The following is a 24654-nucleotide window of genomic DNA, read 5'->3' on the forward strand; positions in this document are numbered from 1 at the left end:
AACAATCGTGCGTTCCAGGTAAGGTGCCTGTGCGTCGTTCGGCTCGGGGCAGGGCATCACAACGGCAAATTGATCCCGAAGGTATTGATGCCCTCGCGGCTGTGTACAAACACGCTGCCGCCATGCATTAAAGCAATGGCTTTCACGATGGCCAGCCCCAGCCCATGGTTTGCACCACTGTTGGCGCGTGACGCATCCACCCGATAAAAGCGTTCGAACAGTTTGGGCAGGTGTTCGCTGGCAATTTGCGCACCGGGGTTAGTGACGCCAACGCTCACATGGTTGGCCTCTTCGGTGATATCCACGCGGATCAACCGGCCCGCTTCAGTGTGTTGCACAGCGTTGTGCAGCAGGTTGATAAGCGCCCTGCGCAAGTACGCTTTTTCCATCGGGACGCGGGCGTCGCCGTGGACTTCTACGCGCACCTGAGCATCTTCAAGAATGAAATCCAGATAATCCAGCGTGGTGGCCACTTCCTGAGCCAGCGAGGCACAGGTCAACTCTTTGGCTTTGCTGCCCTGATCGGCACTGGCCAGGAACAGCATGTCGTTGATGATTGAGCGCAGTCGTTCGAGCTCTTCCAGATTCGATTGCAGCACTTCGAAGTAGTGTTCCGCCGAGCGTCCCCGGGTCAGGGCGACCTGAGTCTGACCGATAAGATTGGTCAGGGGCGAGCGCAGTTCGTGGGCGACATCGGCGTTGAACGACTCCAGCCGCGCATAGGCCTGTTCGACCCGCTCCAGTGTCGAATTGAACGAGGTGACGAACTGGTCGAGTTCCGGTGGCAATGGCGTCATCTGCAGTCGGCCGGAGAGTCTGGGTGGTGCGAGTTTTTGTGCCTCCAGCGACAGGTTGGTCAACGGCCGCAGACCAATACGCGCGACCCAGTAACCCAGCACCGAAGCCAGCAAGATGCCCAGCGCTGCGAAGCCGATCAGGGCAATCATCAAAGAATGTTGGGTCTGCAAGAAAGTTTCGGTATCGACAGCAATCAGAAATCGCAAAGGAGGGCGCTCTTCCTTGGCTTCAAACTGGCTGACCAAGACCTTGAACGGGAACTCATGCCCTTTAATTTTCAGGTTGCGCATGCCCAGCGGGCCGTTGGCGAAGCTGCGAATGTCGGCATCCGGATTGCCGAATTCGTAGGTTGGATTGTCACTGACAACCCAAAAGCGCAGACGCTTGTCTTCTTCACTGAGCAGCTTGAGTTTGCTTTTGATCCGCCCCCAGTGTTCGACGTCACTGTGCCGGTTGACCGCAGATTCGAGCACGCTGTAACGCGCCTCGGCCTCGGCCTCCGGTAGCAATGCCATGCTTTTGTCGACCTGCAAGTACAAGGCCCAGCCGATCAGGGTGAAGACCAGCAATGCCACCAGTGCAAACAGGCCGCTCAGACGCAGGGCGATCGAGTCAGTCTTCACTGCGGCTCTCCGGCGCGGCTCTCCAACACGTAGCCCATGCCGCGAATGGTGTGCAGCAATTTCTGTTCGAATGGCCCGTCCAGTTTGGCGCGCAAGCGTTTTATCGCGACTTCGACGACATTGGCGTCGCTATCGAAATTGATATCCCAGACCATTTCGGCGATGGATGTCTTGGACAGGATTTCCCCCTGTCGACGCGCCAGTACGCTGAGCAGCGAGAACTCTTTGGCGGTGAGGTCCAGGCGCAGTCCGGCGCGAGTTGCCTTGCGGCTGATCAGGTCGATCCACAGGTCGGCAATGCTGATCTGAACCGGTTCGTGGCCGCTGCTTCGTCGGGTCAGGGCCTGGAGTCGGGCGACCAGTTCAAGGAACGAGAACGGTTTGCCCAGGTAGTCATCGGCCCCTTCGCGAAGGCCGCGAATACGATCGTCCACTTGCTCGCGGGCGGTCAGCATGATTACCGGCGTCTGCTTGCGTGCGCGCAACGTGCGCAATACGCCAAAGCCATCCAGACCGGGCAGCATCACGTCGAGAATGATCACGTCGTAATCGCTCTCCAGCGCCAGGTGCAGCCCCTCGATACCATCGCGGGCGAGGTCTACGGTAAAGCCTTGCTCGGTCAGACCGCGATGCAGGTAATCCGCGGTCTTCTCTTCGTCTTCGATGATCAGGACACGCATGGGGCAGTTCTCGATAGGTGAACCATAACTTTTTATCTTCTGCAGGAGTGACCGGAGGAAGCGTTGTGTGTTGGCTCCGAGGGCAATCTGTAGTAGCCAACTTGTTGGCGAAGCGATAGGCCTGCAGACGCAGAGAGATCGCCTCGCGAACAAGTTCACTCCTACAGGTCCATTGCTTGCTGTCAGACAGCGGCCCCTACAGGTCTTTTATTGGTAATCATTTGTGCATTACCAGAGCTGGCTCAGGCTCGGCCTTACGCTTATGAAACACCCGCTCCAGCTGCAAATAAATCACCGGCGTCGTAAACAGCGTCAGCATCTGGCTGACCAGCAGGCCGCCGACCACGGCAATCCCCAGCGGCTGGCGCAGTTCGGCGCCGACGCCATAACCGAGCATCAAGGGCAGGGCGCCCAATAGCGCGGCCAACGTCGTCATGATGATCGGGCGGAAACGCGTCAGGCAGGCTTCATGAATGGCGTCCAGCGGGCTCATGCCTCGGTCGCGTTGTGCCTCAAGGGCGAAATCCACCAGCAGGATACCGTTCTTCTTGACGATGCCGATGAGCAGGACCACGCCGATCAAGGCCATGATCGAAAAATCCTGTCCCATCAACCACAACAACAGCAGCGCGCCGATACCTGCCGAGGGCAGTGTGGAAATAATGGTCAGCGGGTGGACGAAGCTCTCATAAAGCACCCCGAGAATGATGTACACCGCCACCAGCGCCGCGAGAATCAACCAGGGTTGATTCGCCAGCGAACTCTGAAATGCCTGAGCCGCGCCCTGGAAGTTGCCAATGATTGACGCTGGCATGCCGATCTCGTTCTTGGCCTGATCAACCATACGCACCGCATCACCCAGGGCCACACCTGGCGACAGGTTGAAGGACAGGTTGGCCGCCGGGAACATGCCGTCATGGGCAATTGACAATGGGCCCATGGTAGGCGCGCCGACTTTGGCCAGCGCCGACAGAGGCACCATCTCGTTTGTCAGGGGCGAGCGCAGATAAAAATACGCCAGGCTTTCGGCCTTGCCACGTTGTTTGGCGTCCAGTTCCAGAATCACTTTGTACTGGTTGATTTCGGTTTGGAATTCGCTGATCTGCCGTTGACCGAACGCGTCGTACAGGGCCTGGTCAACGTCATTGGTGGTCAGCCCGAAACGGGCAGCGGCGCTACGATCAATATTGATGTGAGTGACGCTACCGCCCAGTTGCAGGTCGTTGGACAGGTCGCGGAATGCCGGATTGCTTCGCAGCTTTTCCGTCAGGCGCTGGGTCCAGGTGTTGAGCAGCGGACCGTCATTGCTCTTGAGCACATACTGATACTGGCTGCGACTCGGGCCGGGGCTGAGGTTGATGTCTTGCCCGGCCCTCAAATACAGGACGATGCCGGGTATCTTCGCCAGCTTGGGACGTATCCGGTCGATGAATTCACTCACCGACACGTCACGTTCACCTCGAGGTTTGAGGGAGATCCAGAAGCGTCCGTTGGCGATGGTCTGGTTGCTGCCGCTGACGCCAACCGAGTGGGAGAACGCCTGAACGGCAGGATCGGCACCGACGATTTTTGCCAGTTGCAGGTGTTTTTCCACCATGTGCGGGTAGGAAATATCTGCCGCAGCTTCACTGGTGCCAAGGGCAAAAGCCGTGTCTTGCACCGGAAAGAAACCTTTCGGAATCAGCACGTAGCCAACCCCAGCCAGTACCAGCGTCAACCCGAAAATCCCGAGCATGATCCGTTGATGGGCCAGCGCCTTGTTCAGTCCGCGTTCATAAAGCGCCAACAGACGTTCACTGAAACCCGGCTTCCCATGCGGATCATGTTTTGGCGCGCGCATGAACAGCGCTGCCAGTGTTGGAGCCAGGGTCAGTGAAACGACGACCGAGATCAGAATGGTCGCGGTAGCGGTCAGGGCGAACTCCTTGAACAGCCGCCCGACCACGCCGCCCATGAACAGCAACGGAATAAAGGCCGCCACCAGCGAGAAGCTGATGGACACCACGGTGAAGCCGATTTCTCCCGAACCCTTGATCGCCGCTTCACGCATGCCGTCACCGGCCTCAAGGTGTCGGTGGATGTTCTCCACCACGACAATGGCGTCGTCCACCACGAACCCGACCGCCACCACAATCGCTACCAGCGTGAGGTTGTTAAGGCTGAAACCGAACACGTACATCATCGCGAAACTGGCAACCAGCGAGACCCCCAGTACCGCACTGACGATCAGGGTTGCCGAGAGCTGACGCAGGAACAGCGCCATGACCGCGACCACCAGCAGAATGGCGATTACCAGCGTCATTTCCACTTCATGCAACGAGGCGCGAATGGTTCGGGTACGGTCATTGAGCACCGAAACATCCACTGATGCCGGAAGCATTTCCAGCAGACGTGGGAGTTCGCGCTGAATACGATCCACGGTTTCCACGATGTTTGCGCCGGGCTGGCGGAAGATCGTAACGTTGACGCCTTGCTGATCACCCGACCAGGCCTGCACGTAAGCGTTTTCTGAACCGTTGATGACCCGCGCCACATCCTTCAGGTGCACCGGGGCGCCGTCCTTGTAGGAAACGATCAGTTGCGCGTAATCCTGAGGCCTGAACAGCTGGTCGTTGGAAGCGATCGTGGACACGCTGTCTTTGCCGTACAACGCACCTTTGGCGAGGTTAAGACTGGTTTGCTGTACCGCGACACGGATGTCCGCCAGCGTCAGACCCAGCGCGGCCAGTTTCTCCGGCGCAGCCTGCACGCGAATCGCCGGGCGTTGCTGGCCGGTAATAAACACTTGACCCACACCGTCAATCTGGCTGAGTTGCCGTGCCAGCAGCGACTCGGTGACGTCGCTGAGTTCGGTGGGCGGCATCAGATTGGAGCTGACGCTGAGTATCAATACCGGGCTGTCGGCCGGGTTGACCTTGCGCCATGTTGGCAAATTAGGCATGTCAGCGGGAAGGCGGCCCGCTGCGGTATTGATCGCGGCCTGAACTTCCTGCGCGGCGGTATCGATACTTTTATTGAGGGTGAATTGCAGGGTCAGGTTAGTGGAGCCTAGCGCGCTGCTGGACGTCATCTGGGTCATGCCGGGGATCGCGCTGAATTGCACCTCCAGCGGGGTCGCGACCGACGATGCCATGGTTTCCGGACTTGCGCCAGGCAATTGGGCGGTGACCTGAATGGTCGGAAACTCCGCCTCTGGCAACGGTGCAACCGGCAGGCGAGGGAAGGCAATCGCCCCTAACAGAACCATGGCAAACGTCAGCAGCAAGGTGGCGACTGGGTGGTCTACGCACCACGCCGAAATAGATCCGCGGCCCTTCATCGTGTGCCGTCCAGATTGGCTGTCTGGCTATTCTCGGTTGTGTCGCGCAGCACTTCGATGCGCGATCCGGCCTTCAGTCGTGATTGGCCGTCGCTGACCAGCACGTCACCTGCCTTGGGGCCTGATATCAGCATCAGGGCGCTGTCCTGATACAGCACCTGCACCGGAACGACCTCGACCTTGTCACCATTGACCCGGAAGGCGAAGTGCTGGTCGATGCCGCGCTGTACCACCTGTGGAGGTACTCGCAGGGCATCGCGCTCAACGGCTGTCTGGATTTTCACCGTGACCAACTGGCCCGGCCACAATAACTGTTTCGGATTACTGAACTCGGCCTTGGCGCGAATCGTTCCGGTGGTGGCCGAGACCTGGTTGTCGATCAGCGTCAGCTTGCCGTCACCCAGCAGAGTGCCGTTGTCGCCATCACCGAGAAAGGCTTTGACCGCCGCTGGTGTGCTTGAGGCGATCAAACCTTGCAAGGTCGGCAGCATCTGTTGCGGCAGCGAGAATTCGACTGAGACCGGATCGATCTGTGTCACGGAAAACAGGCCCTGAGCATCGCTGACGCGCAGGAAGTTGCCTTCGTCGACATTACGAATCCCGACCCGGCCGGTCACCGGTGAGCGAATCTGTGTATACGACAACTGCACTTGCGCGGCGTTGATTGCTGCGTCGTTGCCCATCGCAGTGGCTTTGAGTTGATGAACCGTGGCTTGCTGCTGGTCGAAGGTTTGTTTGGAGATCCCATTGTCTTCACTGAGCAGCCGATAACGCTTGAGATCAACCTGAGCCATGTCCAGTTGCGCCTTGCTTTGCGCGAGCTGCGCTTTGGCTTGTTCCAGTGTCGCGCGGATTGCCCGGTCATCAATCGTCGCCAACAGATCTCCGGCTTTGACCGTTTGCCCTTCCTTGACCAGCACTTTGGTGAGGATGCCGTCCACCTGGGGCCTGATCACCACACTGTGCAGCGACAGCACCGAACCTATACCCGTCACGAAGCGAGGTACATCCTCCTCGGTCACTTTGACAACTTTGACAGGTACCGCCACCGGCGCGCTTATTTTTGCGGTGGCCGGACGGGTCAGACTCCAGCTGGAAACACCGATCAAGCCCACGATGACAGCAACGGCAAGGACGGTTCTGGTCTGTTTACGCATTCGAGAGACGCCGGAAAGTCGGGATAGGGAAGTGTGTCGATGTTGGCTTGTCTCTTATAACCCGCCAACCCGGTCAGCAGAGTGACGGCCGCCTGTCAGAATTGTCAGCAAGAAAAGCGCGCGACCCGCGAACGTTATCAAGAAACCCCGGCCCGAGACGATATCCATAGAAAGGAATCTGCGGAAATTTACTGCTTGTTCCCTTTGACTCTTTGTACTGATCAGAACGTATAACCTGGAGCAAGCCTATGGAACGCAGCGTCTCAAGTTTTAATCGTTGCCTGGACGTCGCTCATGAGGTGCGCAAGGTTGCCGCCCTTGTGATGGTGGCTTCCCTCTGTATGAGCGTTTCGGTGGCGCAAGCGTCCGAAGGGCAACTGAGTTTTACCGGGTATATCAGCAACTCCAGTTGTGCGGTGCTGCCGTCGACGAATGCGCAAGAGGGGGCCAATACTCAACGGGTGAAAGTGTCTGAGCACCTGTCCATCGTTGTCGACACTTCGCACAATGCCTGCACTGCGTCAGTCATTCCATTCTCTGCTCAGTATCAGACGCTGCCGGTAGCACTCTCCAGTAATGACCGCGCCGGTGCGGGGATTCTGACGCTTACCTACCAATAGCATCATGGAAGTTAACCGCTGGCTGCTAAACCTTGCGCTTGAGCATACAAGTGCAAGGCTGGGTAGTTAAAAACTTCGGCGTCTGTCGTGTTTCGGTCGACTTTGTATGAGGTTTTACCTGACCTCTATTATCAGGTATTGTCGCCAGGCTATACATCACGTGGCCTGCGCAAGAGTTCGGGGTTAGTCCTACAGAAAGTTCCCGCAAGTTGTGTGGGTTAATCCATTTTGTCAAAGTAACAAAGACGACATCGATCACAAAGATCGAACCTTATAGTGCGTGGCGTCCGATTCAGGGCGTACACGAAATAACACAAGGAATGTCGTTAATATGAAAACTATCACTCTTGCACTGGCCATTAGTGGCGCTATGGCTTTGAGCCTGACCAATACGGCCAATGCTGCGAACAATGGCGTGCTGAAATTTACCGGCACCCTGACCAATATTTCCTGCAGCGTTGCACCTGGTACAGGCACTGGCCCGGGTAATCAGCCTGGCGATATTGCTGTTGATCTGGGCAATGTTTCGTTCTCTGAAATTGGCACCTCTGGCGAAAACAGGCTCGAGACCGCGACGCCTATCCAGTTGCTGGTCAACTGCACTGCGGGCGCCGATCAATACAATCTGGTGAAGATGCGCTTTAAAGCCGGAATGGGCCATGGCACGGATGACAATGACAGCAAGCTACTTCGTGTCACCGGTTCGGCAGGCGGTGTTGCCATCGGCGTGCTTAACGCTTCGAATCAACTGATGGATCTGTCCGGCACTGGAACCATTGACAAACCATTGGTCAAGGACGGCGCTGATGGTGCCACCGCTGAGCTCAACCTGGCTGGCGTCTACATGCTCAACGGCACGGAACCCCGGCCAGGTACCGCCATGGGCGACCTGCCGTTCACGCTGGATTACGAGTAATACGCTGGCCGGAGCGAGCAGCACTCGTTCCGTCTGCGGTTACGCATCTCCATAGAATATTGAAAGGTATGGACGTCCGCAGGACCAGCTTTAACCGCTCGCGGTTCAAGCCCGGTCCTGCGGGCAGTGTCTTATCAAAGACGCTGTGATGTTTCATATCAAGTACAAGGCGAGCGTCAGCATGTTTTTGTTCTTACAGCGTCGTGTGGCCCTGCTGGTTTCAGCGGCTGGGTGGCTATTGCTGCTCAGCGCCAGTGCGCAGGCAAGCATCGTGATAAACACCACACGCATCATCTATCCCGCGTCAGACAAGGAAGTCAGCTTCGGCGTACATAACGTCGGAAATAAAGAGATCCTTGTGCAAAGTTGGCTGGAGCCAACGGCTGAATATGCGGATCCGAATAATCTGCCCTTTGTCATCACCCCGGCGATAGCCCGCTTACCGGGTGATGGCAGGCAACTGGTGCGGATTATCCATGCCGGGATGGACATGCCACAGGATCGGGAGTCAGTACTCTGGCTTAACGTCCAGGAAATCCCCCAGGTTGCCGCGCAAAACACATTGCAGATCGCGATTCGGCAGCGCATGAAGCTGTTCTTCCGGCCCAAAGGGTTGGTGGGTGATGCCGCCGAAGCACCCGATAACCTGCGCTGGAAGCTGACTGCAAATAATACCGTGCACGTTGAAAATCCCGGGCCGTTTCATGTCTCGATGGTCATGATCGCCGCACAACGTGCCGGCAGTGAGTTGCTGAGCAAAGACAGTCAGATGATCGCTCCCGGACAGCAACTGCAACTGCCGTTGAGTTCGCCCGCTGATGGAGCGGTGCTGAGTTTTATCAGCATTAATGATTTCGGCGGTCAGATTGCTTATCGCGCTGCGCTGAAAACAGGCGAAATCAGCCGGGCCGTCAAGGTGGAACCTCGATAGCCGCCACGTAGTTTTACATAACGCCTTACTTACCCAATTTGAGCCGCGTCATGCGCGACGGCTCAGTAGTTGTGTGTCTGCCTGAAAGGGATTCGGGTGTGACCCAGAACTTCTAGATCGAGTGGAAGCAGCTAATGGAATGGCTTTACAAGAACATTGGGGAATTAACCCCGGGATCCATCCTGCCGTTAACAAAGGGGTTCAAATCAACGTGTTTGAAAGGTGCTATGGCATTGGCTTTAATGCCCTTGCTGACGGAGCAGACCCGGGCTGTCGAGGGGGCGCCGGTCGCCGTTGTGAAGTTCAATACCGCATTCATTCAGGGCAGTGACCAGCCGCCGGAGCTCACCGAATTCTTGCAGGCCAATACGGTGTTGCCCGGAACCTATCGGGTGGATATTTACGTCAATCGTGCATTGAGCGGTCGGCGCGACATCGTCTTCGTCAGCGACTCTTTATCCGGTCGTATCGAGCCTTGTCTAACACTGGAGATGCTTCAGGCTTTCGGTCTTGATATCGAGCGCCTGCAGACTGGACAGCCGCAGCAAAGTCCGCAGGCGTGTTATGACTTGCCAGCACGTGTCGAGTTTGCACGTGTTGAGTACCAACCCGGCACGCTACGTCTGAACATCAGCGTGCCCCAAGCTGTCATGCAGCGCAGCGCCAGAGGTTATGTGCCACCGGAGTTATGGGATGGGGGAGAATCAGTAGGTTTTGCCAGCTACTCGTTCAACGCTGTGCGTCGCAGCAACCAGCGTGAGAAAACCGATCAGTACTATCTGGGGCTGCGCAATGGCCTGAATCTTGGCGCATGGCGTTTACGCAACGAATCTTCATTGGCCTATGGTGATAATCAGTCTTATCGCTTCAGTAGTAACCGTACTTATCTACAACGGGATCTGAGTACGCTGCGCAGTCAGTTGACCCTCGGCGAAACGTTCACCGATTCACAGATCTTCGACAGTGTGCGTTTTCTGGGGGTGGGCGTCAGCTCCGACGATGCGATGCTGCCCGACAGTGAGCGTAACTATGCGCCGGTGATTCGCGGCACCGCCGAAACCAACGCGTCGGTGGAAGTTCGGCAAAATGGTTTTTTGCTTTACAGCGGCAACGTGTCGCCGGGGCCGTTCGAGATCAGTGATATCTACCCGAGCGGCTCCAATGGTGATCTGCAAGTCACCATTATTGAAGCCGATGGTCGTCGGCGCTCTTTCACCCAGGCCTATGCTTCTCTGCCAATCATGGTGCCCGAAGGTGTATTTCGCTACAGCCTTGCAGCAGGACAGGTCGACAGCGGCAGCGATGACGCCGCAACCCCGATATTTGCCAGCCTCGGTTTGATCTACGGCGTGTCCGAACGGGTCACGGGCTTTGGTGGTTTGCAGTTGGCTGATGATTACCACGCAACCAATGTTGGCGCCGGTCTCAATACCGGATACGGCGCACTGTCAGCCGACCTGACCCACTCCGTCAGCGAGACCGATCAGCAGAGTCAGGCGGGACAGAGTGTGCGCCTGCGATACGCCAATACCTTGAATGCCACCGACACCACGTTTGCAGTGGCCGGTTATCGATATTCCACCGACCTTTACCTGTCCTTGAACGAGCACGTCGAATCAGCTCGCGCGCGTTTTCGCCGGGCAATGATCGGCCGTCCGAAAGACCGCATGGAGCTGAATGTGACTCAAACCTTGCCTGCGCAGTTTGGCAGCCTGAGTCTCACGGCCTCGGAACAGCGGTATTGGCGCATGGAAGGCAAAACCCGGCAGTTCTACCTGGCGTATAACGCTGCCTGGCGGTCGCTCAGTTACAGCCTGTCGCTGGAAAACAATCGTGATTTCGGTCGCGACGGGCAGGGTGAGAGCGACAATCGAATCGCCGTCAGCCTGACCTTGCCACTGGGTGAAAGCACCAGTGCTTCGCGGCTGTCTTTCAATGGTGTACGAGACAGCGCAGGCGAGTACAACGCTCAAGCGGGCCTCAGTGGCCAGGTCCTTGACCAGCGCCACGCGTTCTATTCGGTACAGGCCGGGCATGACAGCAGTTCAGGCAGTTTTGGCTCCGGAAAACTCAACACTACCCAGCCCTACGGCCGTTTCGAGGCAGGTTATAGCCAAGGGCGTGACTACAACGCCTTGAGCCTGGGGGCTTCCGGTTCTGTGCTGGTTCATGGTGGGGGCATAAACCTGGGGCAGTCACTGGGGGAAACCTTTGCTCTGGTGGAGGTGCCGAAGGTCGGCGGAGCCAGACTGACCAGCTTCAGCAATGTTGAGACCGCTGCCAATGGCTACGCGGTATTGCCGTATGCGCAGCCCTATCGAAGCAACTGGATCAGCCTGGATACCCGGCAACTGGGCGCGGACGTTGAGCTGGATAACGCAGTCAGTCAGATTGTCCCGCGTCGCGGCGCGATGCCTGTGGTGCGCTTCAAGGCCTCAACCGGGCGCCGCGTACAGTTCGAGCTGGTTCAAGCCAACGGCAGCAAAGTGCCTTTGGGGGCGAGTGTCGAAACGCCTGAAGGCAAGGCTTTGGCGCTGGTTGATCCCACTGGTCGGGCGCTTGTCCTGAGCGAACAGGACAGCAGTGAGTTACGTGTCAGGTGGGCCGATCAAAGCTGTCGTGCACCGTTCTCGTTGCCAGCTCGTGATCCGCTGCGTGCCTACGAGCGTATTCGGGTGATTTGCCAATGAAGACGCTTGTTTATCTAGGGCTTGCTGCGTTGCTGGCGAGTTTTAGTGTGCATGCTGCGGTGTCCCTGAGTGGGACGCGGCTGATCTTTGATGGCCGCTTCCCCGAAGCAAGCCTTGAAGTCGTCAATCGCAGTGAGCATGAAGTGTTGATCCAGTCCTGGCTAAGCGATCCGGCCAACATTGACGGCAGTCTTGACGGTGCCGCCGTCGAGCTGCCATTCGTGCTCAGCCCTCAATTGGCGCGCCTGGAAGCGCGCGGCAAGCAGACAATCAGGGTTCTGTATCAAGGTCAGGGCATGCCGCTGACCGGAGAGTCCTTGCTGCACCTGTATGTACTGGAAATTCCAAGGCGCACTCAAGTCACCAATGCGTTGAGCATTGCCATTCGCCAGCGCATCCACCTGTTTTATCGTCCCGTCGGGCTTACTGATGATCCTGCTGCAACCGCCTACCGGCTGCGCTGGACACTGGCCTCAACCTCGCTGCGTGTGAGTAACCCGACTTCTTACCATGCCGCGTTACAGGATGTGCGGCTGGGCGGGGTGGCTGCCAGCGACTACCTGCTCTTGGCGCCAGGCACGAGCCAGGACATCCCGATACCTGCCGCTCTCGGTAGGCGAAACCTTTCTTTCAAGGCGCTGAACGATTACGGCGGGGCTGACCTTTACTGCGCGGCAGGCACGGACGATGGCTTTGATAACACGGAACCCCGGCAAAAGGACTGCTGAATGATGAATACCTATCTCCAGACTGCACGTGATTTTCTGCACGGGAATGCCTTCCCTGTAGACATGCGTTCCTGTCCAGCAAAATATAAATCACGAAATAGATACGATTTTCATGTGGGAGCGGTGCTTGCCCGCGATAAAAACACCGCGTTTTATCCTTCAGAATGCGTCGCCTTTATCGCGGGCAAGCACCGCTCCCACATGAAGCCGAGTTTGCTGCGCGACAGCGAGGTGCATTGGCGACGGGGCGGCGCCTGCAGAGCCATACTTCTGCTGGCTCTGTTGCTAACCCCGGCCACCAGCTTCGCGATGATCTGCAAAACTCAAGGCTCGGGGGAAACGGTGGTTCGGGCTGATCTGGACAGCAGCGTGGCGATCCCTGCAAGCGTGCCTGATGGGGAGGTTGTCTGGCGATCCGAGCGTATGGACCTTCAGGTCGAATGCGCCAAGGACGGCGCGCTGGCAGCTCAGGAAGAAGTCGTCCTTTACCTCAATCCTGACAACCTGAAAGTCGGTCAGGGCATTCGGGCGGGCCTCACGTTGGCGGGAGTCGACCATGCGCAGAGCAGCGGACGAATCGGTACGGGTCATTACCTGCCCGTTTGTCACGAAGGCGAGGGCAATATCGGCGCTTGCCCCAAGGTTCGATTCAACCTGGCGTTTTCCGTGTTCATTCAGAAGTTCGGGCCAATCCCTCACTCCGGCATTGCCAGCGATCTGCTTGATTACCGGGTGTTCCAGCTCGACAGCGCCAAGGGGCTCAATCCGTTGCCGGATCAAAGCCTCAATTACCGGATCAATAACCTCAGCGGGCTACGATTTGTGGCTTGCGATGCGCAGTTGCAAGTCGTGCCTGAAACCGTGGAATTCGGCAACGTCGGTATTCAGCGGGTCGCGGTGGGCAAGGTCATCGAGCGCCGGCCGTTCTCGCTTGTCACCCGACGCAGTTGTGATTCACCGTTCAGCCTCGGCGCGCGCTTCAAGCCGGTCAGTGGCAAATTGTCAGGCAACTATCTGATCCCTGTCGCCAACGACGGCGTGGGTATTCGCATCCTCAGCGCTCGTGATGAATCCGTGTTGAGTTACAACGAGCCTTTTCATCTGGCTGATCTGCTCAACGACACTCAGACAAGCAGTGTGGACTTCAATGCTGAGCTGGTCTGGCAAAAAAACAATCCTAAAGCCGGACCTTTCGAGGCTGAAGTCATGGTGGACCTGTTCTACAAATAGCTTCAGCCGATAGGAGGTTCCGGCTGTGCAGGCAGCGGGTAAATGATTCAGGTATGCTGCGCGACCTTTCGACGACTGATTGCCAATTTCTGGAGCTTTTCATGACTTCTATCGACCCAACACCGGCTCCTGAAACTGTCATTGCCGAAGATTCGGCCACGGACAAAAAGGCGCCGGTCCCTGCGTTCAGCTTTCCTTTCAAGCCTGCAGACTTCGCGCAGTCGAAAACGGACCAGCCCTGGTACCAGAAGTCGAACAAGCACGGCCACAACAAAACCCCTGGTGCCGCGCCCCACGGCACGCGCAAGTCGATGGGCAAGCGCTAAACCGTAGGCGGGATGTTGTGAGGGTGATGCGGGATTCTGTGGGAGGGATTCCGTGTTTCCTGCTAGCTCAATTCCCTGTAGGAGCTGCCGAAGGCTGCGATCGCGGTGTGTCAGGATAAATGCTTCGCAGCCTTCGGCAGCTCCTGCAGAAAATGCATTTCAATCCAGTGGTTTGATGAGAGCGAGGCTGCTGTTAAACCGCCTGCAGCGGAATAAACATGTAGCCCGCAGGTTCGCCCGTGGCCAGCTCGGCCCCGGCCAGATTGAGTGTGTCGATAACCGCGTCGCCCGCCACGTGAAAAGTCCAGCCATCGTTGACGGTGGCTGCGTCATCGCCGTCCATCAGGTCCATCACTGCGCTGGCGAAAGCCTCCATATCCGGCAAGTAAGCAACGAAACCATTGCCTTTCAGCGCCGTGGCACGAATTCCCAGCCGTTGGCAGATCGCCTCTTTGGCGCCGATGTCTTCGCGGTCGGCCTGGCGAGACTGTTCAATGAGGCGGCTGAGCTCGGTGTCGGCCAATTCTCCACCAACGATCAGATCCGGCCCCTGCTCCCAAGACTCGGGTGGGCAGTCCTTGGCTTGTGGGCGTAAAGGAATATGCGGATTGATCTCCATCGGATAAATCCGGCATACCAGCGGTCGGCGGTCATAAATCCGGCAGAGCTTGTCTGCGTCAAGATTCCGGCAAGGGCCGACGTTATAGGCGGCGAAGGTGATCGCTACCTGTGCCTGGGTCAAGCCACTTTGCACCCGCGTTGAACGACGCGTGGCGTGAGTCAGCTGGGCCTCAGGCACACCATAACCGTCGGCCAGAAAGGCCTCGGTCAGGATGATCAGTGATCCGCCGTCGGCCGCCCATTGCAAGGCTTCACCGAGTGTCAGGGGGACATGGTGGTCGGTGCAGCAGCGGCCGCAACCGACACAGGAAAATCGGGTATTCATTGCGATAAAGGTCCGTCATGACAGACGTCGCGCGCTGCACAGGCCAGGGTTGCAGGCACGACTGAGACGGTGTTCGAAGCAAGTTATGAGCCAGTGTGGGGCGCTGTCACTTTTTCAGGGTAGCGGGCAGTTCGGTCCATTCACTGACCGTGGCTTTTTTAGTTTGGCGGTTGTACAGGCACAGCTCTGCCCCTGGCTGATTTTTCATGTGGGGCTGTGGGTAGCGCCCTCTGAGCATAAGCGCCTCATAACCGAGGTTGTCGTCAAACCCGGTCTTACCGACAGCCCGTACTTCCTTGAGCTGGCTGGCTTTCATGCAGCTCTCGATAACCGCTTTCTCCAAGGCTACCCAGGCGTCCGGACTTGCGGCGTTGGCCTGGCCGACAAACGTCGCGCAGGCGATCAGCAGGAAGGTAAACGCTTTCATTGTCGTTCTCCATGGTCATCGATTGATGGTGGAGTATGCCAGATCAGGCTTGAGCGGTTTCCAGCCGCTGCACATAGCGCATGCCTGCTTTCTCGTACAGGCAACGTGCGGGCAGGTTGTTTTCCATGACTTTGAGGTCTGCAAAAGCCTCACGCCGCTGGTGAAAAATGCGGAATACGTGGTTAAGTAACTGGAGCGCCAGGCCTTGGTTTCTGGCCCGGGGGTGAATCACCAGGTCTTTGATGAACGCGCTGGTCCAGCCCTGAATCAGGCCGACCATGCCCTCATCGTCCCTGAGGGCGAAGCACAAGGCCGGATCGTACTCAGGGTCGGTTTTCCAGTCGTTTACCCAGTCTGAGTAGTCAGGCAGCGCAACATCATCGGCATAACTCTGTCGCAAGAGAGCGTGGGCTTGCGGTGCGTCCTCAAGAGTGAACGCCGTCATGCGAATGTGAGATGGCCACGCCGCTGCCGCAGGCAAGCGATCAAGGTCGCGGCGCATCAGCCAGCAATGCCGGTCAGAACCGCCGAGGCGTTCCATCACATTCACGCGCCCTTGGCCTGCACTGCCCGTGCGGCGACGATCAGGCTGCGGGTCAACTCCGGAGAGGAGAACTTGGTCAGTACCGAGTTGGCACCGGCAAGCCTGGCTTTTTCACTGTTCATGGCGCTGTCCAGGGACGTGTGCAGCAGGATGTACAGGTCCTGGAAGTCAGGCGTTTCACGCAGGGTTCGGGTCAGTGCGTAGCCGTCCATCTCGGACATCTCGATATCGGATACCACCACGTTGATTTGCGCGGGAGAGCCTTGCAGCTCAAGCAACACGTCAATGGCTTCCTTGGCACTGCGCGCTGTGTGGCAATCCAGGCCCAGGTTACGCAACGTGAGCAGCGATTGTTGCAGCGCTACCTGACTGTCATCGACGACCAGAATTCGCGTTGCTGCCAGCAACTCGGCTTCTTCCATGGTCAATTCGTCCGGTTGCGCAACGATCTGCGCCGGAGCAATCCCGTGGATAACTTTTTCGATATCCAGCACCTGCACCAGCGTCCCGTCTACTTGCGTCACGCCCGTAATGAACGAACGGCCGTTAGCGCCAAATGGCGGCGGACGGATGTCGGTGGTCAGGCAATGGACGATCTTGCTCACAGCCTGAACATGCAGGCCCTGCTTGGAACGGCTTACATCGGTGACGATCAGGCAGCCACCATCCGGGTCGACCAACGGCTTTTCACCAATGGCCCGGCTGAGGTCAATCACTGAAAGCGAGGCTCCCCGCAGTGTGGCAACGCCTTTGACGTGCGGGTGCGATTCTGGAAGTCGTGTCAGGGCAGGGCAGGGGATGATCTCACTGACCTTGAGCAAATTGATCGCCATCAACTTGCCGCTGCGTAACGTGAACAGCAGCAGCGAAAGTGAGTCTGCTCGGACATTCTTGGTGGACATATAAACCTTCTGGCAATAAGTGTTTTGCCGCAGTAAGCAGCAAACAGCCTTCTCTGGATAGGTTATCGACCCTGCACAGGCACGCTTGAGGTTTTTTGTGCGCTAGCGGGTTTTCCCTGATCCGCCGAGTGGCCGATAAGGGCCTGGATGAATTGACCGGAGCCGGGTCATTAAGACTTCCATGAGTCAAAATGACTATTCCGTTTTCGGTGTCTATTTGACCATTTAACGCTAACTTGTTGATTTTGTTAGCTCTAAATTCTGGCACGGTTCCTGAAACACCCTCGGTACATTCTACAAAGCCTGTGTGCCTGGAGTACATCATGTTAAGCGCCTCGGATCGTGCCATTGTCAAAGCCACCGTGCCATTGCTCGAAAGCGGCGGTGAGACGTTGACGACTCACTTCTACAAAAAGATGCTCAGCGAGTACCCGCAGGTGAGGCCGCTGTTTAATCCGGCGCACCAGGCCAGTGGTGACCAGCCCAGAGCGTTGGCCAATGGCTTGTTGATGTACGCCCGGCATATTGACGAGCTTGAGCAACTGGGTGATTTGCTGGCGAAAATCATCAATAAGCACGTCGCGCTGCAGATTCTTCCCGAGCACTATCCCATTGTAGGCAGTTGCTTGCTGAGTGCTATCCGCGAAGTGCTCGGTGAGGAGATCGCCACCGATGAAGTACTGCAAGCCTGGGGCCGCGCTTATCAGCAGCTTGCCGACGTGCTGATCGGTGCCGAGCGCGCGATCTATGACGAAAAGGCCCACGCCCATGGCGGGTGGCGTGGTACCCGCGAATTCAGGCTGGCGGCGAAAGTTGCTGAAAGTTTGGAGATCACCTCGTTCTACCTGCAACCCGCGGACGACGGCCCATTGCTCGATTTCACTCCGGGTCAGTACATCGGCCTGCAATTACGAATAGGCGACGAAGAGATGCGCCGCAATTATTCGTTGTCAGCCGTGGCGGGTGGTGATCAGTACCGGATCAGCGTCAAGCGCGAGCCTCATGGCAAGGTGTCCAATTACCTGCATGATGAACTGCACGTGGGCGACAGCCTGCTACTGTTTCCGCCGTCGGGTGAGTTCACCCTGACCACTAGCGACAAGCCACTGGTGCTGATCAGTGGCGGGGTGGGTATTACGCCGACCCTGGCGATGCTGGAAGCCGCACTTGAAACCTCTCGCCCGGTGCATTTCATTCACTGCGCGCGTAATGGCAGTGTGCACGCTTTCCGGGATTGGGTTGATGATCTGGTGACTCTGCACCCGCAGCTAAAACGATTCTATTGCTATGCCGAAGATGATGGCGTCAGTGCGGCTGGCGATGCGCTTGGCCTTCTCGATCAATCGCGCCTTGAACAGTGGTTGCCCAAAGAGCGGGATCTGGATGCTTATTTCCTCGGTCCCAAGGCTTTCATGAAAGCCATCAAGCACCAGCTCAAGGCGGCAGGCGTCCCAGAGAAGCAAAGTCGCTTCGAGTTTTTCGGCCCGGCCTCTGCGCTGGAGTGAGGTGCGACAAATAGTCGCGCTCTTCTATATATAGAAGAGCTCTGCTGACACCGTGCTTCCGTCGAACGTGGACGCATTTCTGTAGGAGCTGCCGAAGGCTGCGAAGCTTCCATCCTGACGCACCGCCATCGCAGCCTTCGGCAGCTCCTGCAAGGTCCGCATGCCTGACCATTGGGATCGGGCGCCTGATCCATTTTGCCTGCGACAAATAGCCGCATCCTTCTATATATATAGAAGGATGCGTTTTTTGGCGTAGGTGCATTGCTCAAGCGCCGAACTCGCACGTCGAACGCCATCGGGCTGCCAAATATGGCCATATGGCGGGTGCAGGCTTGAGTTGTCCTTCATGGCCCCTGATTATCGCGAGCGATCGGGGCGCTGTGCCTTTACAATCCGGTGTCTGCCCTGAAGGGCACTGTTATACGCCTCCGGCATTGATCGAACGGTCCGAATGGACATCCTTTCGAAAGGTATGTGAATGAGCGACAACATGTTGTACCTAAAACGCGAAAAGCGCTTCCTGGTCCTGCTGGGCGTTATCTGCCTGGCGTTGATCGGCGGGGCACTGTACATGCAGATCGTGCTGGGCGAGGCCCCGTGCCCTCTGTGCATCCTGCAACGCTATGCGCTGCTGTTCATCGCAATCTTCGCTTTCATCGGCGCAGCCATGCCTGGCCGCCGGAGCATCACCGCGCTTGAAACACTGGTGGTGCTTAGCGCCATAGGCGGCATCGTTGCAGCCGGCCGTCATGTCTACATCCTTTCGCACCCTACCGAGAGTTGCGGCATCGACATCCTGCAACCCATCGTTGATGGCCTACCGCTGGCCTCGATGTTCCCTATCGGATTCCAGGTCGGCGGCTTCTGCACGACCCCTTATCCGCCAGTCCTCGGATTGTCACTCGCTCAATGGGCGCTGGTGGCGTTTGTATTGACCGTCATACTGGTCCCGATCGGCATCATTCGTAACCGGCGCAAATACCGCGGTCTACAGGGCTTGTGAGGAAATAATGCCCCTACAAAAAGGGGCATTTCTTGTGAAAATTTCGTGAGCTGATTCTCGATTTTTACAGATCCTGATACAAACTGTTGCTAAAAAAAACATAGTCATTAAATTTCTAGATATCTACAATCCCCGCACTTGCCGCGCAGGGTCACCCCGCGCTGAGCATTTTTGAGGTCAGAAAGCGCCTTTTGCGCAGGCTGTGCCGGTAGTGCCAGTCGGTCTCTGAAAGCACCATGAATGTCCGCACCAAAGGGAATTGGCCCGTTTCCGGGCTTGATGCCATACATTCGAATAAGAAATTAAAGATAAATATGGATTTGTCGTTACGCTTTGCATGCGTCGTGACAGGCTTTGTTCAATCCAAAAAATATGCCAACACAGGCAGGTTTCGGTGTTGGCGTTCGAAAACCAATTGCACCCGCAAGCTGCTTTTGCTTTTAGAGGTCGTGAGATGAGTAAAAAAAGGTACCCCAGGTTTTTTGGCTTCTTGGCCCTTTTCAGCATGCTTTTGCTCAGTGGTTGCGAGGGCGTGCCTCTGCTCGATCCTAAAGGGCAAATAGGGCTCGACGAGCGCAACCTGATTATCACCGCAACGCTGTTGATGTTGATCGTGGTAATCCCGGTCATTTTCCTGACGATCATTTTCGCCTGGAAATATCGCGCTTCGAACAAGGCTGCTACCTACACGCCTGACTGGTCTCACTCGACCAAGATCGAAGCTGCAGTGTGGGGCATCCCGATGGTGCTGCTGCTGGTGCTGTTCTACATCACCTACAAGTCTACCCACGCACTGGACCCGTATCGTCCGATCGAATCCGACGTACCGCCGGTCACCATCGAAGTGATTTCGCTGGACTGGAAATGGGTGTTCATCTATCCGGAACAGGGCATCGCTACGGTCAACAAGATCGTTTTCCCTGCCAACACTCCGGTTAATTTCAAGATTACTTCCGATTCGGTCATGAACTCGTTCTTCATCCCGGGTCTGGGCGGCCAGGTTTACGCCATGGCGGGCATGCTGACCAAGCTGCACCTTATCGCCAACGAGAACCATGAGTTCAACGGTATCTCCGCCAACTACAGCGGCGCGGGTTTCACCGGCATGAAGTTCAAGGCGACCGCAACCTCCAAGGCAGATTTCGACGCCTGGGTCGCCGAAGTCAAGAGTTCACCTAAAAAGCTTGAAGCTTCGGAATACGCTGCTTTGCTCAAACCGAGCGAGCGTAACCCGGTCGAGCTGTTCTCCGAGGTCACTCCGAATCTGTTCAATGCCGTCATCGACAAGTACGAAGGCATGAAACCAGGCAAGAAAAACCCTCACGAGCAGGAAGGTACTGCTGAAGAGTCGGCTCAAGCCGGTCAGGTCGGGATGGACATGGGTAAGCATGTAGCTGCTGGGGCAGAGGAGTAAACGATGTTTGGTAAATTAAGTCTGGACGCGATCCCGTATCACGAGCCAATAGTCATGATCACCCTCGCGATGATCGCGCTGGGTGGCATTGCGTTGGTCGCGGCGATCAGCTATTTCAAAAAGTGGACCTACTTGTGGACCGAATGGCTAACGTCAGTCGACCACAAGAAGATCGGTGTGATGTACATCATCGTTGCCATGGTCATGCTGTTGCGCGGTTTCGCCGACGCCGTGATGATGCGTACCCAGCTGGCTTTGGCCCAGAACGGCTCGGAAGGCTATCTGCCGCCTGAGCACTATGACCAGATCTTCACCGCTCACGGTGTGATCATGATCATCTTCATGGCGATGCCATTCTTCACCGGCCTGATGAACATCGTCGTGCCGTTGCAGATCGGTGCCCGTGACGTTGCCTTCCCGTTCCTGAACTCCCTGAGCTTCTGGCTCCTGGTGTCCGGCGTACTGTTGGTCAACATCTCCCTGGGTGTCGGCGAGTTCGCCAAAACCGGTTGGGTTGCTTACCCGCCTCTGTCCGGTCTGGCTTACAGTCCTGGAGTGGGGGTCGACTACTACATCTGGGCGCTACAGCTATCCGGACTCGGGACAACGCTCACGGGTGTCAACTTCCTCGTCACCGTGCTGAAAATGCGCGCGCCTGGCATGAAGTTGATGGAAATGCCGATCTTCACCTGGACCTGCACCTGGGCAAACGTTCTGATCGTGGCTTCGTTCCCGATCCTGACCGCTACCCTGGCAGCGCTGACGCTTGACCGTTACCTGGACTTCCACATTTTCACGAACGAGTTGGGCGGTAACCCAATGATGTACGTGAACCTGTTCTGGGCTTGGGGTCACCCTGAGGTATACATCCTGGTACTGCCGGCGTTCGGTGTGTTCTCGGAAGTCATCTCTACCTTTACCGGCAAGCGCCTGTTCGGCCACAAGTCGATGATCTACGCCAGCGGCGGGATCTGCGTGCTGGGCTTCATGGTATGGCTGCACCACTTCTTCACCATGGGTTCCGGTGCCAGCGTTAACGCCTTCTTCGGTCTGGCGACAATGTTGATTGCTCTACCGACGGGTGTGAAGCTCTTCAACTGGCTGTTCACCATTTACCAGGGCCGTCTGCGCTTCACCGCGCCAGTACTCTGGACCCTGGGCTTCATGATCACCTTCTCGATCGGCGGTATGACCGGCGTTCTGTTGGCGATCCCTGGTGCTGACTTCGTACTGCACAACAGCCTGTTCGTAATCGCTCACTTCCACAACGTCATTATCGGCGGTGCGGTATTCGGTTACATCGCTGGCTTCGCGTTCTGGTTCCCTAAAGCGTTCGGCTTCAAGCTGAATGAAACATGGGGCAAGTCTGCGTTCTACTGCTGGTTCTTCGGTTTCTTCATCGCGTTCATGCCGCTGTACTTCCTGGGCTTCCTGGGTATGACTCGTCGTCTGAACACCACTGATAACCCGGCCTGGAACCTGTACCTGGACATCGCCTGGGTCGGTGCAATGGTGATTGCCGTTGGTATCGCATGCCAGCTCATCCAGATCTTCGTCAGTATCCGTGACCGCAACAAGCCAGAGAATCGTGATCTGACTGGCGACCCATGGAATGGCCACACGTTGGAATGGTCGACGTCTTCGCCGCCACCGTTCTACAACTTCGCTGAACTGCCTAAAGCCGACGAGCTGGATGCATTCACCGCGGCCAAGCGCAACGGCACTGCTTACAGCGTACCGGCTCACTATTCGGCTATTCACATGCCGAACAACACTGCGACCGGTCTGGTAATGGGTCTGCTGTTGACAGTGTTCGGTTTCGCCATGATCTGGCACATCTGGTGGTTGGCTATCGCCAGCCTGGCGGCGACGGTTGTTTCGTTCGTCATCCACGCCGCACGTGACGATCAAGGCTATATGGTGCCCGCTGAAGAAGTGGCGCGTATCGAAGGTGAGCAGCACAAGGTCCTCGTGGCTCAGGGTGCATACACGCCTGGCAAATCCACACTGGAACAGGTTTAAACATGTCGAACTTAGTATTGAATCCAGGAGATGCCCACGGTCATGACGACCACGGGCATGATCACCACGATGCGGGGCCAATGACCGTCTACGGTTTCTGGCTCTACCTGATGACCGACTGCGTGTTGTTCGCATCCTTCTTCGCGATCTACGCGGTGTTGGTCAACAACGTAGCGGGCGGTCCTTCGGGGCACGACATTTTCGAACTGCCATTCGTGGCCGTCGAAACCGCGTTCCTGTTGTTCAGTAGTATTACTTACGGCTTTGCAATGCTGGCCGTCCACAAGGGCAAGAAGAGTCAAGTGCTGGGCTGGTTGGCCCTGACCTTCCTGTTCGGTGCCGGCTTTATCGCGATGGAAATCTACGAGTTCCATCACCTGATCGTCGAAGGCTACGGCCCTAGCCGTAGCGGCTTCCTGTCGGGCTTCTTTGCACTGGTAGGCCTTCACGGCCTGCACGTGACCAGCGGCCTGATCTGGATGGGCATCATGATGTATCAGGTCAAGACTCGCGGCCTGACGTCGACCAACGCTACTCGTCTGAGCTGCCTGAGCCTGTTCTGGCACTTCCTGGACGTAGTATGGATTTGCGTCTTCACCGTTGTTTATCTGATGGGGACTTTGTAAATGGCTAACGCACACGCGCATATCTCTGCTGAAGATCACAGCCATGGCGTTAAGGACTACGTGATTGGCTTCGTCCTGTCCGTGATCCTCACCGCGATCCCGTTCGGCGTAGTGATGTACCCGATCATGTCCAAGTCAGCTACGCTTGTGACTATCCTGTTGTTCGCTGTAGTGCAGGTGCTGGTTCACCTGCGCTACTTCCTTCACCTGGATCGTTCGGAGGCTCAGCGCAATAACGTGTTCGCATTTGCGTTCACTGCGCTGGTCATCGTTCTGCTGGTCGGCCTCTCGTTGTGGATCATGTTCAGCATCCACACCGTCATGATGGCTAAATGAGGTAACCCTGATGTCCCTTAAGCACTTTATCCAAATCACCAAGCCGGGGATCATTTTCGGTAACGTGCTTTCGGTGGCAGGTGGCTTTTTTCTGGCCTCCAAAGGGCAAATTGACTTCGGCATGTTCCTGGCCGCAGTCATAGGCACCTCATTGGTCGTTGCATCCGGTTGTGTTTTCAACAATTGCATCGACCGTGACATCGACCAGAAGATGGAGCGCACCAAGAACCGCGTGCTGGTACAAGGCCTGGTCTCGTTGAGACTGGCCTTGCTCTACGCAACGATTCTGGGTGTTGGCGGGGTTGGTTTGCTGTACACCAAAACCAACCCGCTCGCGGCATTGCTTGCAGTGATTGGCTTCGTGATTTACGTCGGCTTCTACAGCCTGTACTTCAAGCGCAAGTCGGTACACGGCACGCTGATCGGTAGCTTGTCGGGGGCTATGCCTCCGGTGATTGGCTACTGCGCAGTGAGCAACAGCTTCGACTTTGCGGCACTGACCCTGCTGGTGATGTTCAGCCTCTGGCAGATGCCGCATTCCTATGCCATCGCGATTTTCCGTTTCAACGACTATCTGGCTGCGAAGATTCCGGTACTGCCGGTTGAGCGCGGCATCAAAGTCGCCAAGCGTCATATCCTGCTCTACATCCTGGCGTTCCTGGTAGCCACCTTGATGTTGACCTTTGGCGGTTACGCCGGGCTCAACTATCTGGCGGTCGCTGCGGGCATGGGCATGTACTGGCTGTATATGGCCTGGAAAGGCTACAAGGCAGTGGATGACACTGTCTGGGCCCGTAAGCTGTTCGTATTCTCCATCTTCACCATCAGTGCTCTGAGCTTCATGATGTCGGTGGACTTTCAGGTGACCAAAGATCTGTTGGTGACTTACGCCTTCTGATCCAGGCCCGCCT

The 24654-nt window shown here is 56.7% G+C and carries 22 protein-coding genes; 14 read left to right on the forward strand and 8 right to left on the reverse strand.

What is annotated here, in order from left to right; translation table 11 throughout:
- Window positions 1–56 precede the first annotated feature (56 nt).
- From ACYASS_RS15490 to ACYASS_RS15505, 4 genes are all read right to left on the reverse strand, one after another.
- Entirely contained in the window at window positions 57–1421 is a 1365-nt protein-coding gene (locus ACYASS_RS15490) for a heavy metal sensor histidine kinase (RefSeq protein ID WP_463586770.1), read from the reverse strand.
- The gene (locus ACYASS_RS15495) at window positions 1418–2101 is read right to left on the reverse strand and encodes a heavy metal response regulator transcription factor (protein WP_463586771.1); all 684 of its coding nucleotides are present in this window, start codon (window positions 2099–2101) and stop codon (window positions 1418–1420) included. Before ACYASS_RS15495 ends, ACYASS_RS15490 begins: the two co-directional genes overlap by 4 nt.
- 217 nt (window positions 2102–2318) lie before the next feature.
- On the reverse strand, window positions 2319–5420 hold the full coding sequence (locus ACYASS_RS15500) for a multidrug efflux RND transporter permease subunit (protein WP_463586772.1): 3102 nt from the start codon (window positions 5418–5420) through the stop codon (window positions 2319–2321).
- Entirely contained in the window at window positions 5417–6577 is a 1161-nt protein-coding gene (locus tag ACYASS_RS15505) for an efflux RND transporter periplasmic adaptor subunit (RefSeq protein ID WP_463586773.1), read from the reverse strand. Before ACYASS_RS15505 ends, ACYASS_RS15500 begins: the two co-directional genes overlap by 4 nt.
- Before the next feature lie 248 nt (window positions 6578–6825).
- Between ACYASS_RS15505 and ACYASS_RS15510 the strand changes: the two genes are divergently transcribed.
- The 7 genes from ACYASS_RS15510 to ACYASS_RS15540 all read left to right on the forward strand — a co-directional run bounded on the left by ACYASS_RS15510 (window position 6826) and on the right by ACYASS_RS15540 (window position 14018).
- A complete protein-coding gene (locus ACYASS_RS15510) occupies window positions 6826–7197 on the forward strand; it encodes a hypothetical protein (protein ID WP_463586774.1) in 372 nt (123 codons plus the stop codon).
- Between the two features lie 331 nt (window positions 7198–7528).
- Window positions 7529–8113: a fimbrial protein gene (locus ACYASS_RS15515; protein ID WP_463586775.1), complete on the forward strand. Its 585-nt coding sequence runs from the start codon at window positions 7529–7531 to the stop codon at window positions 8111–8113.
- Window positions 8114–8294: 181 nt separating this feature from the next.
- The gene (locus ACYASS_RS15520) at window positions 8295–9044 is read left to right on the forward strand and encodes a fimbrial biogenesis chaperone (RefSeq protein WP_463586776.1); all 750 of its coding nucleotides are present in this window, start codon (window positions 8295–8297) and stop codon (window positions 9042–9044) included.
- Window positions 9045–9286: 242 nt separating this feature from the next.
- A complete protein-coding gene (locus ACYASS_RS15525) occupies window positions 9287–11734 on the forward strand; it encodes a fimbria/pilus outer membrane usher protein (RefSeq protein WP_463586777.1) in 2448 nt (815 codons plus the stop codon).
- Window positions 11731–12462: a fimbrial biogenesis chaperone gene (locus ACYASS_RS15530; protein WP_463586778.1), complete on the forward strand. Its 732-nt coding sequence runs from the start codon at window positions 11731–11733 to the stop codon at window positions 12460–12462. The genes ACYASS_RS15525 and ACYASS_RS15530 overlap by 4 nt, the downstream gene beginning before the upstream one ends.
- Window positions 12463–12663: 201 nt before the next feature.
- A complete protein-coding gene (locus ACYASS_RS15535) occupies window positions 12664–13692 on the forward strand; it encodes a fimbrial protein (RefSeq protein ID WP_463586779.1) in 1029 nt (342 codons plus the stop codon).
- Between the two features lie 101 nt (window positions 13693–13793).
- Complete coding sequence (locus ACYASS_RS15540; RefSeq protein ID WP_243246532.1) at window positions 13794–14018, forward strand: hypothetical protein; 225 nt, start codon at window positions 13794–13796, stop codon at window positions 14016–14018.
- Window positions 14019–14211: 193 nt separating this feature from the next.
- Here ACYASS_RS15540 and ACYASS_RS15545 read toward each other — a convergent pair whose 3' ends face one another.
- From ACYASS_RS15545 to ACYASS_RS15560, 4 genes are all read right to left on the reverse strand, one after another.
- Window positions 14212–14964 (reverse strand): YkgJ family cysteine cluster protein, encoded by a 753-nt coding sequence (locus ACYASS_RS15545; RefSeq protein WP_463586780.1) that lies wholly within the window; start codon window positions 14962–14964, stop codon window positions 14212–14214.
- Between the two features lie 106 nt (window positions 14965–15070).
- Window positions 15071–15391: a hypothetical protein gene (locus tag ACYASS_RS15550; protein ID WP_243246183.1), complete on the reverse strand. Its 321-nt coding sequence runs from the start codon at window positions 15389–15391 to the stop codon at window positions 15071–15073.
- 43 nt (window positions 15392–15434) lie between these two features.
- On the reverse strand, window positions 15435–15932 hold the full coding sequence (locus ACYASS_RS15555) for a GNAT family N-acetyltransferase (protein ID WP_463586781.1): 498 nt from the start codon (window positions 15930–15932) through the stop codon (window positions 15435–15437).
- A 5-nt stretch (window positions 15933–15937) separates the two neighbouring features.
- On the reverse strand, window positions 15938–16837 hold the full coding sequence (locus ACYASS_RS15560) for a chemotaxis protein (protein WP_243246180.1): 900 nt from the start codon (window positions 16835–16837) through the stop codon (window positions 15938–15940).
- 323 nt (window positions 16838–17160) lie between these two features.
- Between ACYASS_RS15560 and hmpA the strand changes: the two genes are divergently transcribed.
- From hmpA to cyoE, 7 genes are all read left to right on the forward strand, one after another.
- Window positions 17161–18342 carry an NO-inducible flavohemoprotein gene (gene hmpA, locus ACYASS_RS15565; RefSeq protein ID WP_463586782.1) on the forward strand — a complete coding sequence of 394 codons (1182 nt, stop codon included), beginning with the start codon at window positions 17161–17163 and terminating at the stop codon, window positions 18340–18342.
- 478 nt (window positions 18343–18820) lie between these two features.
- Window positions 18821–19345, forward strand: a complete 525-nt coding sequence (locus ACYASS_RS15570) for a disulfide bond formation protein B (protein WP_463586783.1) — start codon at window positions 18821–18823, stop codon at window positions 19343–19345.
- Window positions 19346–19799: 454 nt separating this feature from the next.
- Window positions 19800–20759 (forward strand): ubiquinol oxidase subunit II, encoded by a 960-nt coding sequence (cyoA, locus tag ACYASS_RS15575; protein WP_463586784.1) that lies wholly within the window; start codon window positions 19800–19802, stop codon window positions 20757–20759.
- A gap of 3 nt (window positions 20760–20762) precedes the next feature.
- The gene (cyoB, locus tag ACYASS_RS15580) at window positions 20763–22781 is read left to right on the forward strand and encodes a cytochrome o ubiquinol oxidase subunit I (RefSeq protein WP_463586785.1); all 2019 of its coding nucleotides are present in this window, start codon (window positions 20763–20765) and stop codon (window positions 22779–22781) included.
- Window positions 22782–22783: 2 nt separating this feature from the next.
- Window positions 22784–23407, forward strand: coding sequence for a cytochrome o ubiquinol oxidase subunit III (locus ACYASS_RS15585; protein WP_122665369.1), 624 nt, complete (start codon window positions 22784–22786; stop codon window positions 23405–23407).
- Complete coding sequence (gene cyoD, locus ACYASS_RS15590) at window positions 23408–23743, forward strand: cytochrome o ubiquinol oxidase subunit IV (RefSeq protein ID WP_243246165.1); 336 nt, start codon at window positions 23408–23410, stop codon at window positions 23741–23743.
- A gap of 10 nt (window positions 23744–23753) precedes the next feature.
- On the forward strand, window positions 23754–24641 hold the full coding sequence (cyoE, locus tag ACYASS_RS15595) for a heme o synthase (RefSeq protein ID WP_122665367.1): 888 nt from the start codon (window positions 23754–23756) through the stop codon (window positions 24639–24641).
- Window positions 24642–24654 lie beyond the last annotated feature (13 nt).

The sequence above is a fragment of the Pseudomonas sp. HP_14 genome (assembly GCF_055283875.1).

What these genes read in the sequence shown, in the direction of transcription:
- ACYASS_RS15515 (WP_463586775.1), top strand. Translation starts at nt 7,529, where the DNA reads ATGAAAACTATCACTCTTGCACTGGCCATTAGTGGCGCTATGGCTTTG.
- ACYASS_RS15500 (WP_463586772.1), bottom strand. Translation starts at nt 5,420, where the DNA reads ATGAAGGGCCGCGGATCTATTTCGGCGTGGTGCGTAGACCACCCAGTC.
- ACYASS_RS15495 (WP_463586771.1), bottom strand. Translation starts at nt 2,101, where the DNA reads ATGCGTGTCCTGATCATCGAAGACGAAGAGAAGACCGCGGATTACCTG.
- ACYASS_RS15510 (WP_463586774.1), top strand. Translation starts at nt 6,826, where the DNA reads ATGGAACGCAGCGTCTCAAGTTTTAATCGTTGCCTGGACGTCGCTCAT.
- ACYASS_RS15570 (WP_463586783.1), top strand. Translation starts at nt 18,821, where the DNA reads ATGAGCGACAACATGTTGTACCTAAAACGCGAAAAGCGCTTCCTGGTC.
- cyoD (WP_243246165.1), top strand. Translation starts at nt 23,408, where the DNA reads ATGGCTAACGCACACGCGCATATCTCTGCTGAAGATCACAGCCATGGC.
- cyoA (WP_463586784.1), top strand. Translation starts at nt 19,800, where the DNA reads ATGAGTAAAAAAAGGTACCCCAGGTTTTTTGGCTTCTTGGCCCTTTTC.
- cyoB (WP_463586785.1), top strand. Translation starts at nt 20,763, where the DNA reads ATGTTTGGTAAATTAAGTCTGGACGCGATCCCGTATCACGAGCCAATA.
- ACYASS_RS15585 (WP_122665369.1), top strand. Translation starts at nt 22,784, where the DNA reads ATGTCGAACTTAGTATTGAATCCAGGAGATGCCCACGGTCATGACGAC.
- ACYASS_RS15530 (WP_463586778.1), top strand. Translation starts at nt 11,731, where the DNA reads ATGAAGACGCTTGTTTATCTAGGGCTTGCTGCGTTGCTGGCGAGTTTT.
- ACYASS_RS15540 (WP_243246532.1), top strand. Translation starts at nt 13,794, where the DNA reads ATGACTTCTATCGACCCAACACCGGCTCCTGAAACTGTCATTGCCGAA.
- ACYASS_RS15535 (WP_463586779.1), top strand. Translation starts at nt 12,664, where the DNA reads ATGAAGCCGAGTTTGCTGCGCGACAGCGAGGTGCATTGGCGACGGGGC.
- ACYASS_RS15560 (WP_243246180.1), bottom strand. Translation starts at nt 16,837, where the DNA reads ATGTCCACCAAGAATGTCCGAGCAGACTCACTTTCGCTGCTGCTGTTC.
- ACYASS_RS15550 (WP_243246183.1), bottom strand. Translation starts at nt 15,391, where the DNA reads ATGAAAGCGTTTACCTTCCTGCTGATCGCCTGCGCGACGTTTGTCGGC.
- cyoE (WP_122665367.1), top strand. Translation starts at nt 23,754, where the DNA reads ATGTCCCTTAAGCACTTTATCCAAATCACCAAGCCGGGGATCATTTTC.
- ACYASS_RS15545 (WP_463586780.1), bottom strand. Translation starts at nt 14,964, where the DNA reads ATGAATACCCGATTTTCCTGTGTCGGTTGCGGCCGCTGCTGCACCGAC.
- hmpA (WP_463586782.1), top strand. Translation starts at nt 17,161, where the DNA reads ATGTTAAGCGCCTCGGATCGTGCCATTGTCAAAGCCACCGTGCCATTG.
- ACYASS_RS15525 (WP_463586777.1), top strand. Translation starts at nt 9,287, where the DNA reads ATGCCCTTGCTGACGGAGCAGACCCGGGCTGTCGAGGGGGCGCCGGTC.
- ACYASS_RS15505 (WP_463586773.1), bottom strand. Translation starts at nt 6,577, where the DNA reads ATGCGTAAACAGACCAGAACCGTCCTTGCCGTTGCTGTCATCGTGGGC.
- ACYASS_RS15555 (WP_463586781.1), bottom strand. Translation starts at nt 15,932, where the DNA reads ATGGAACGCCTCGGCGGTTCTGACCGGCATTGCTGGCTGATGCGCCGC.
- ACYASS_RS15520 (WP_463586776.1), top strand. Translation starts at nt 8,295, where the DNA reads ATGTTTTTGTTCTTACAGCGTCGTGTGGCCCTGCTGGTTTCAGCGGCT.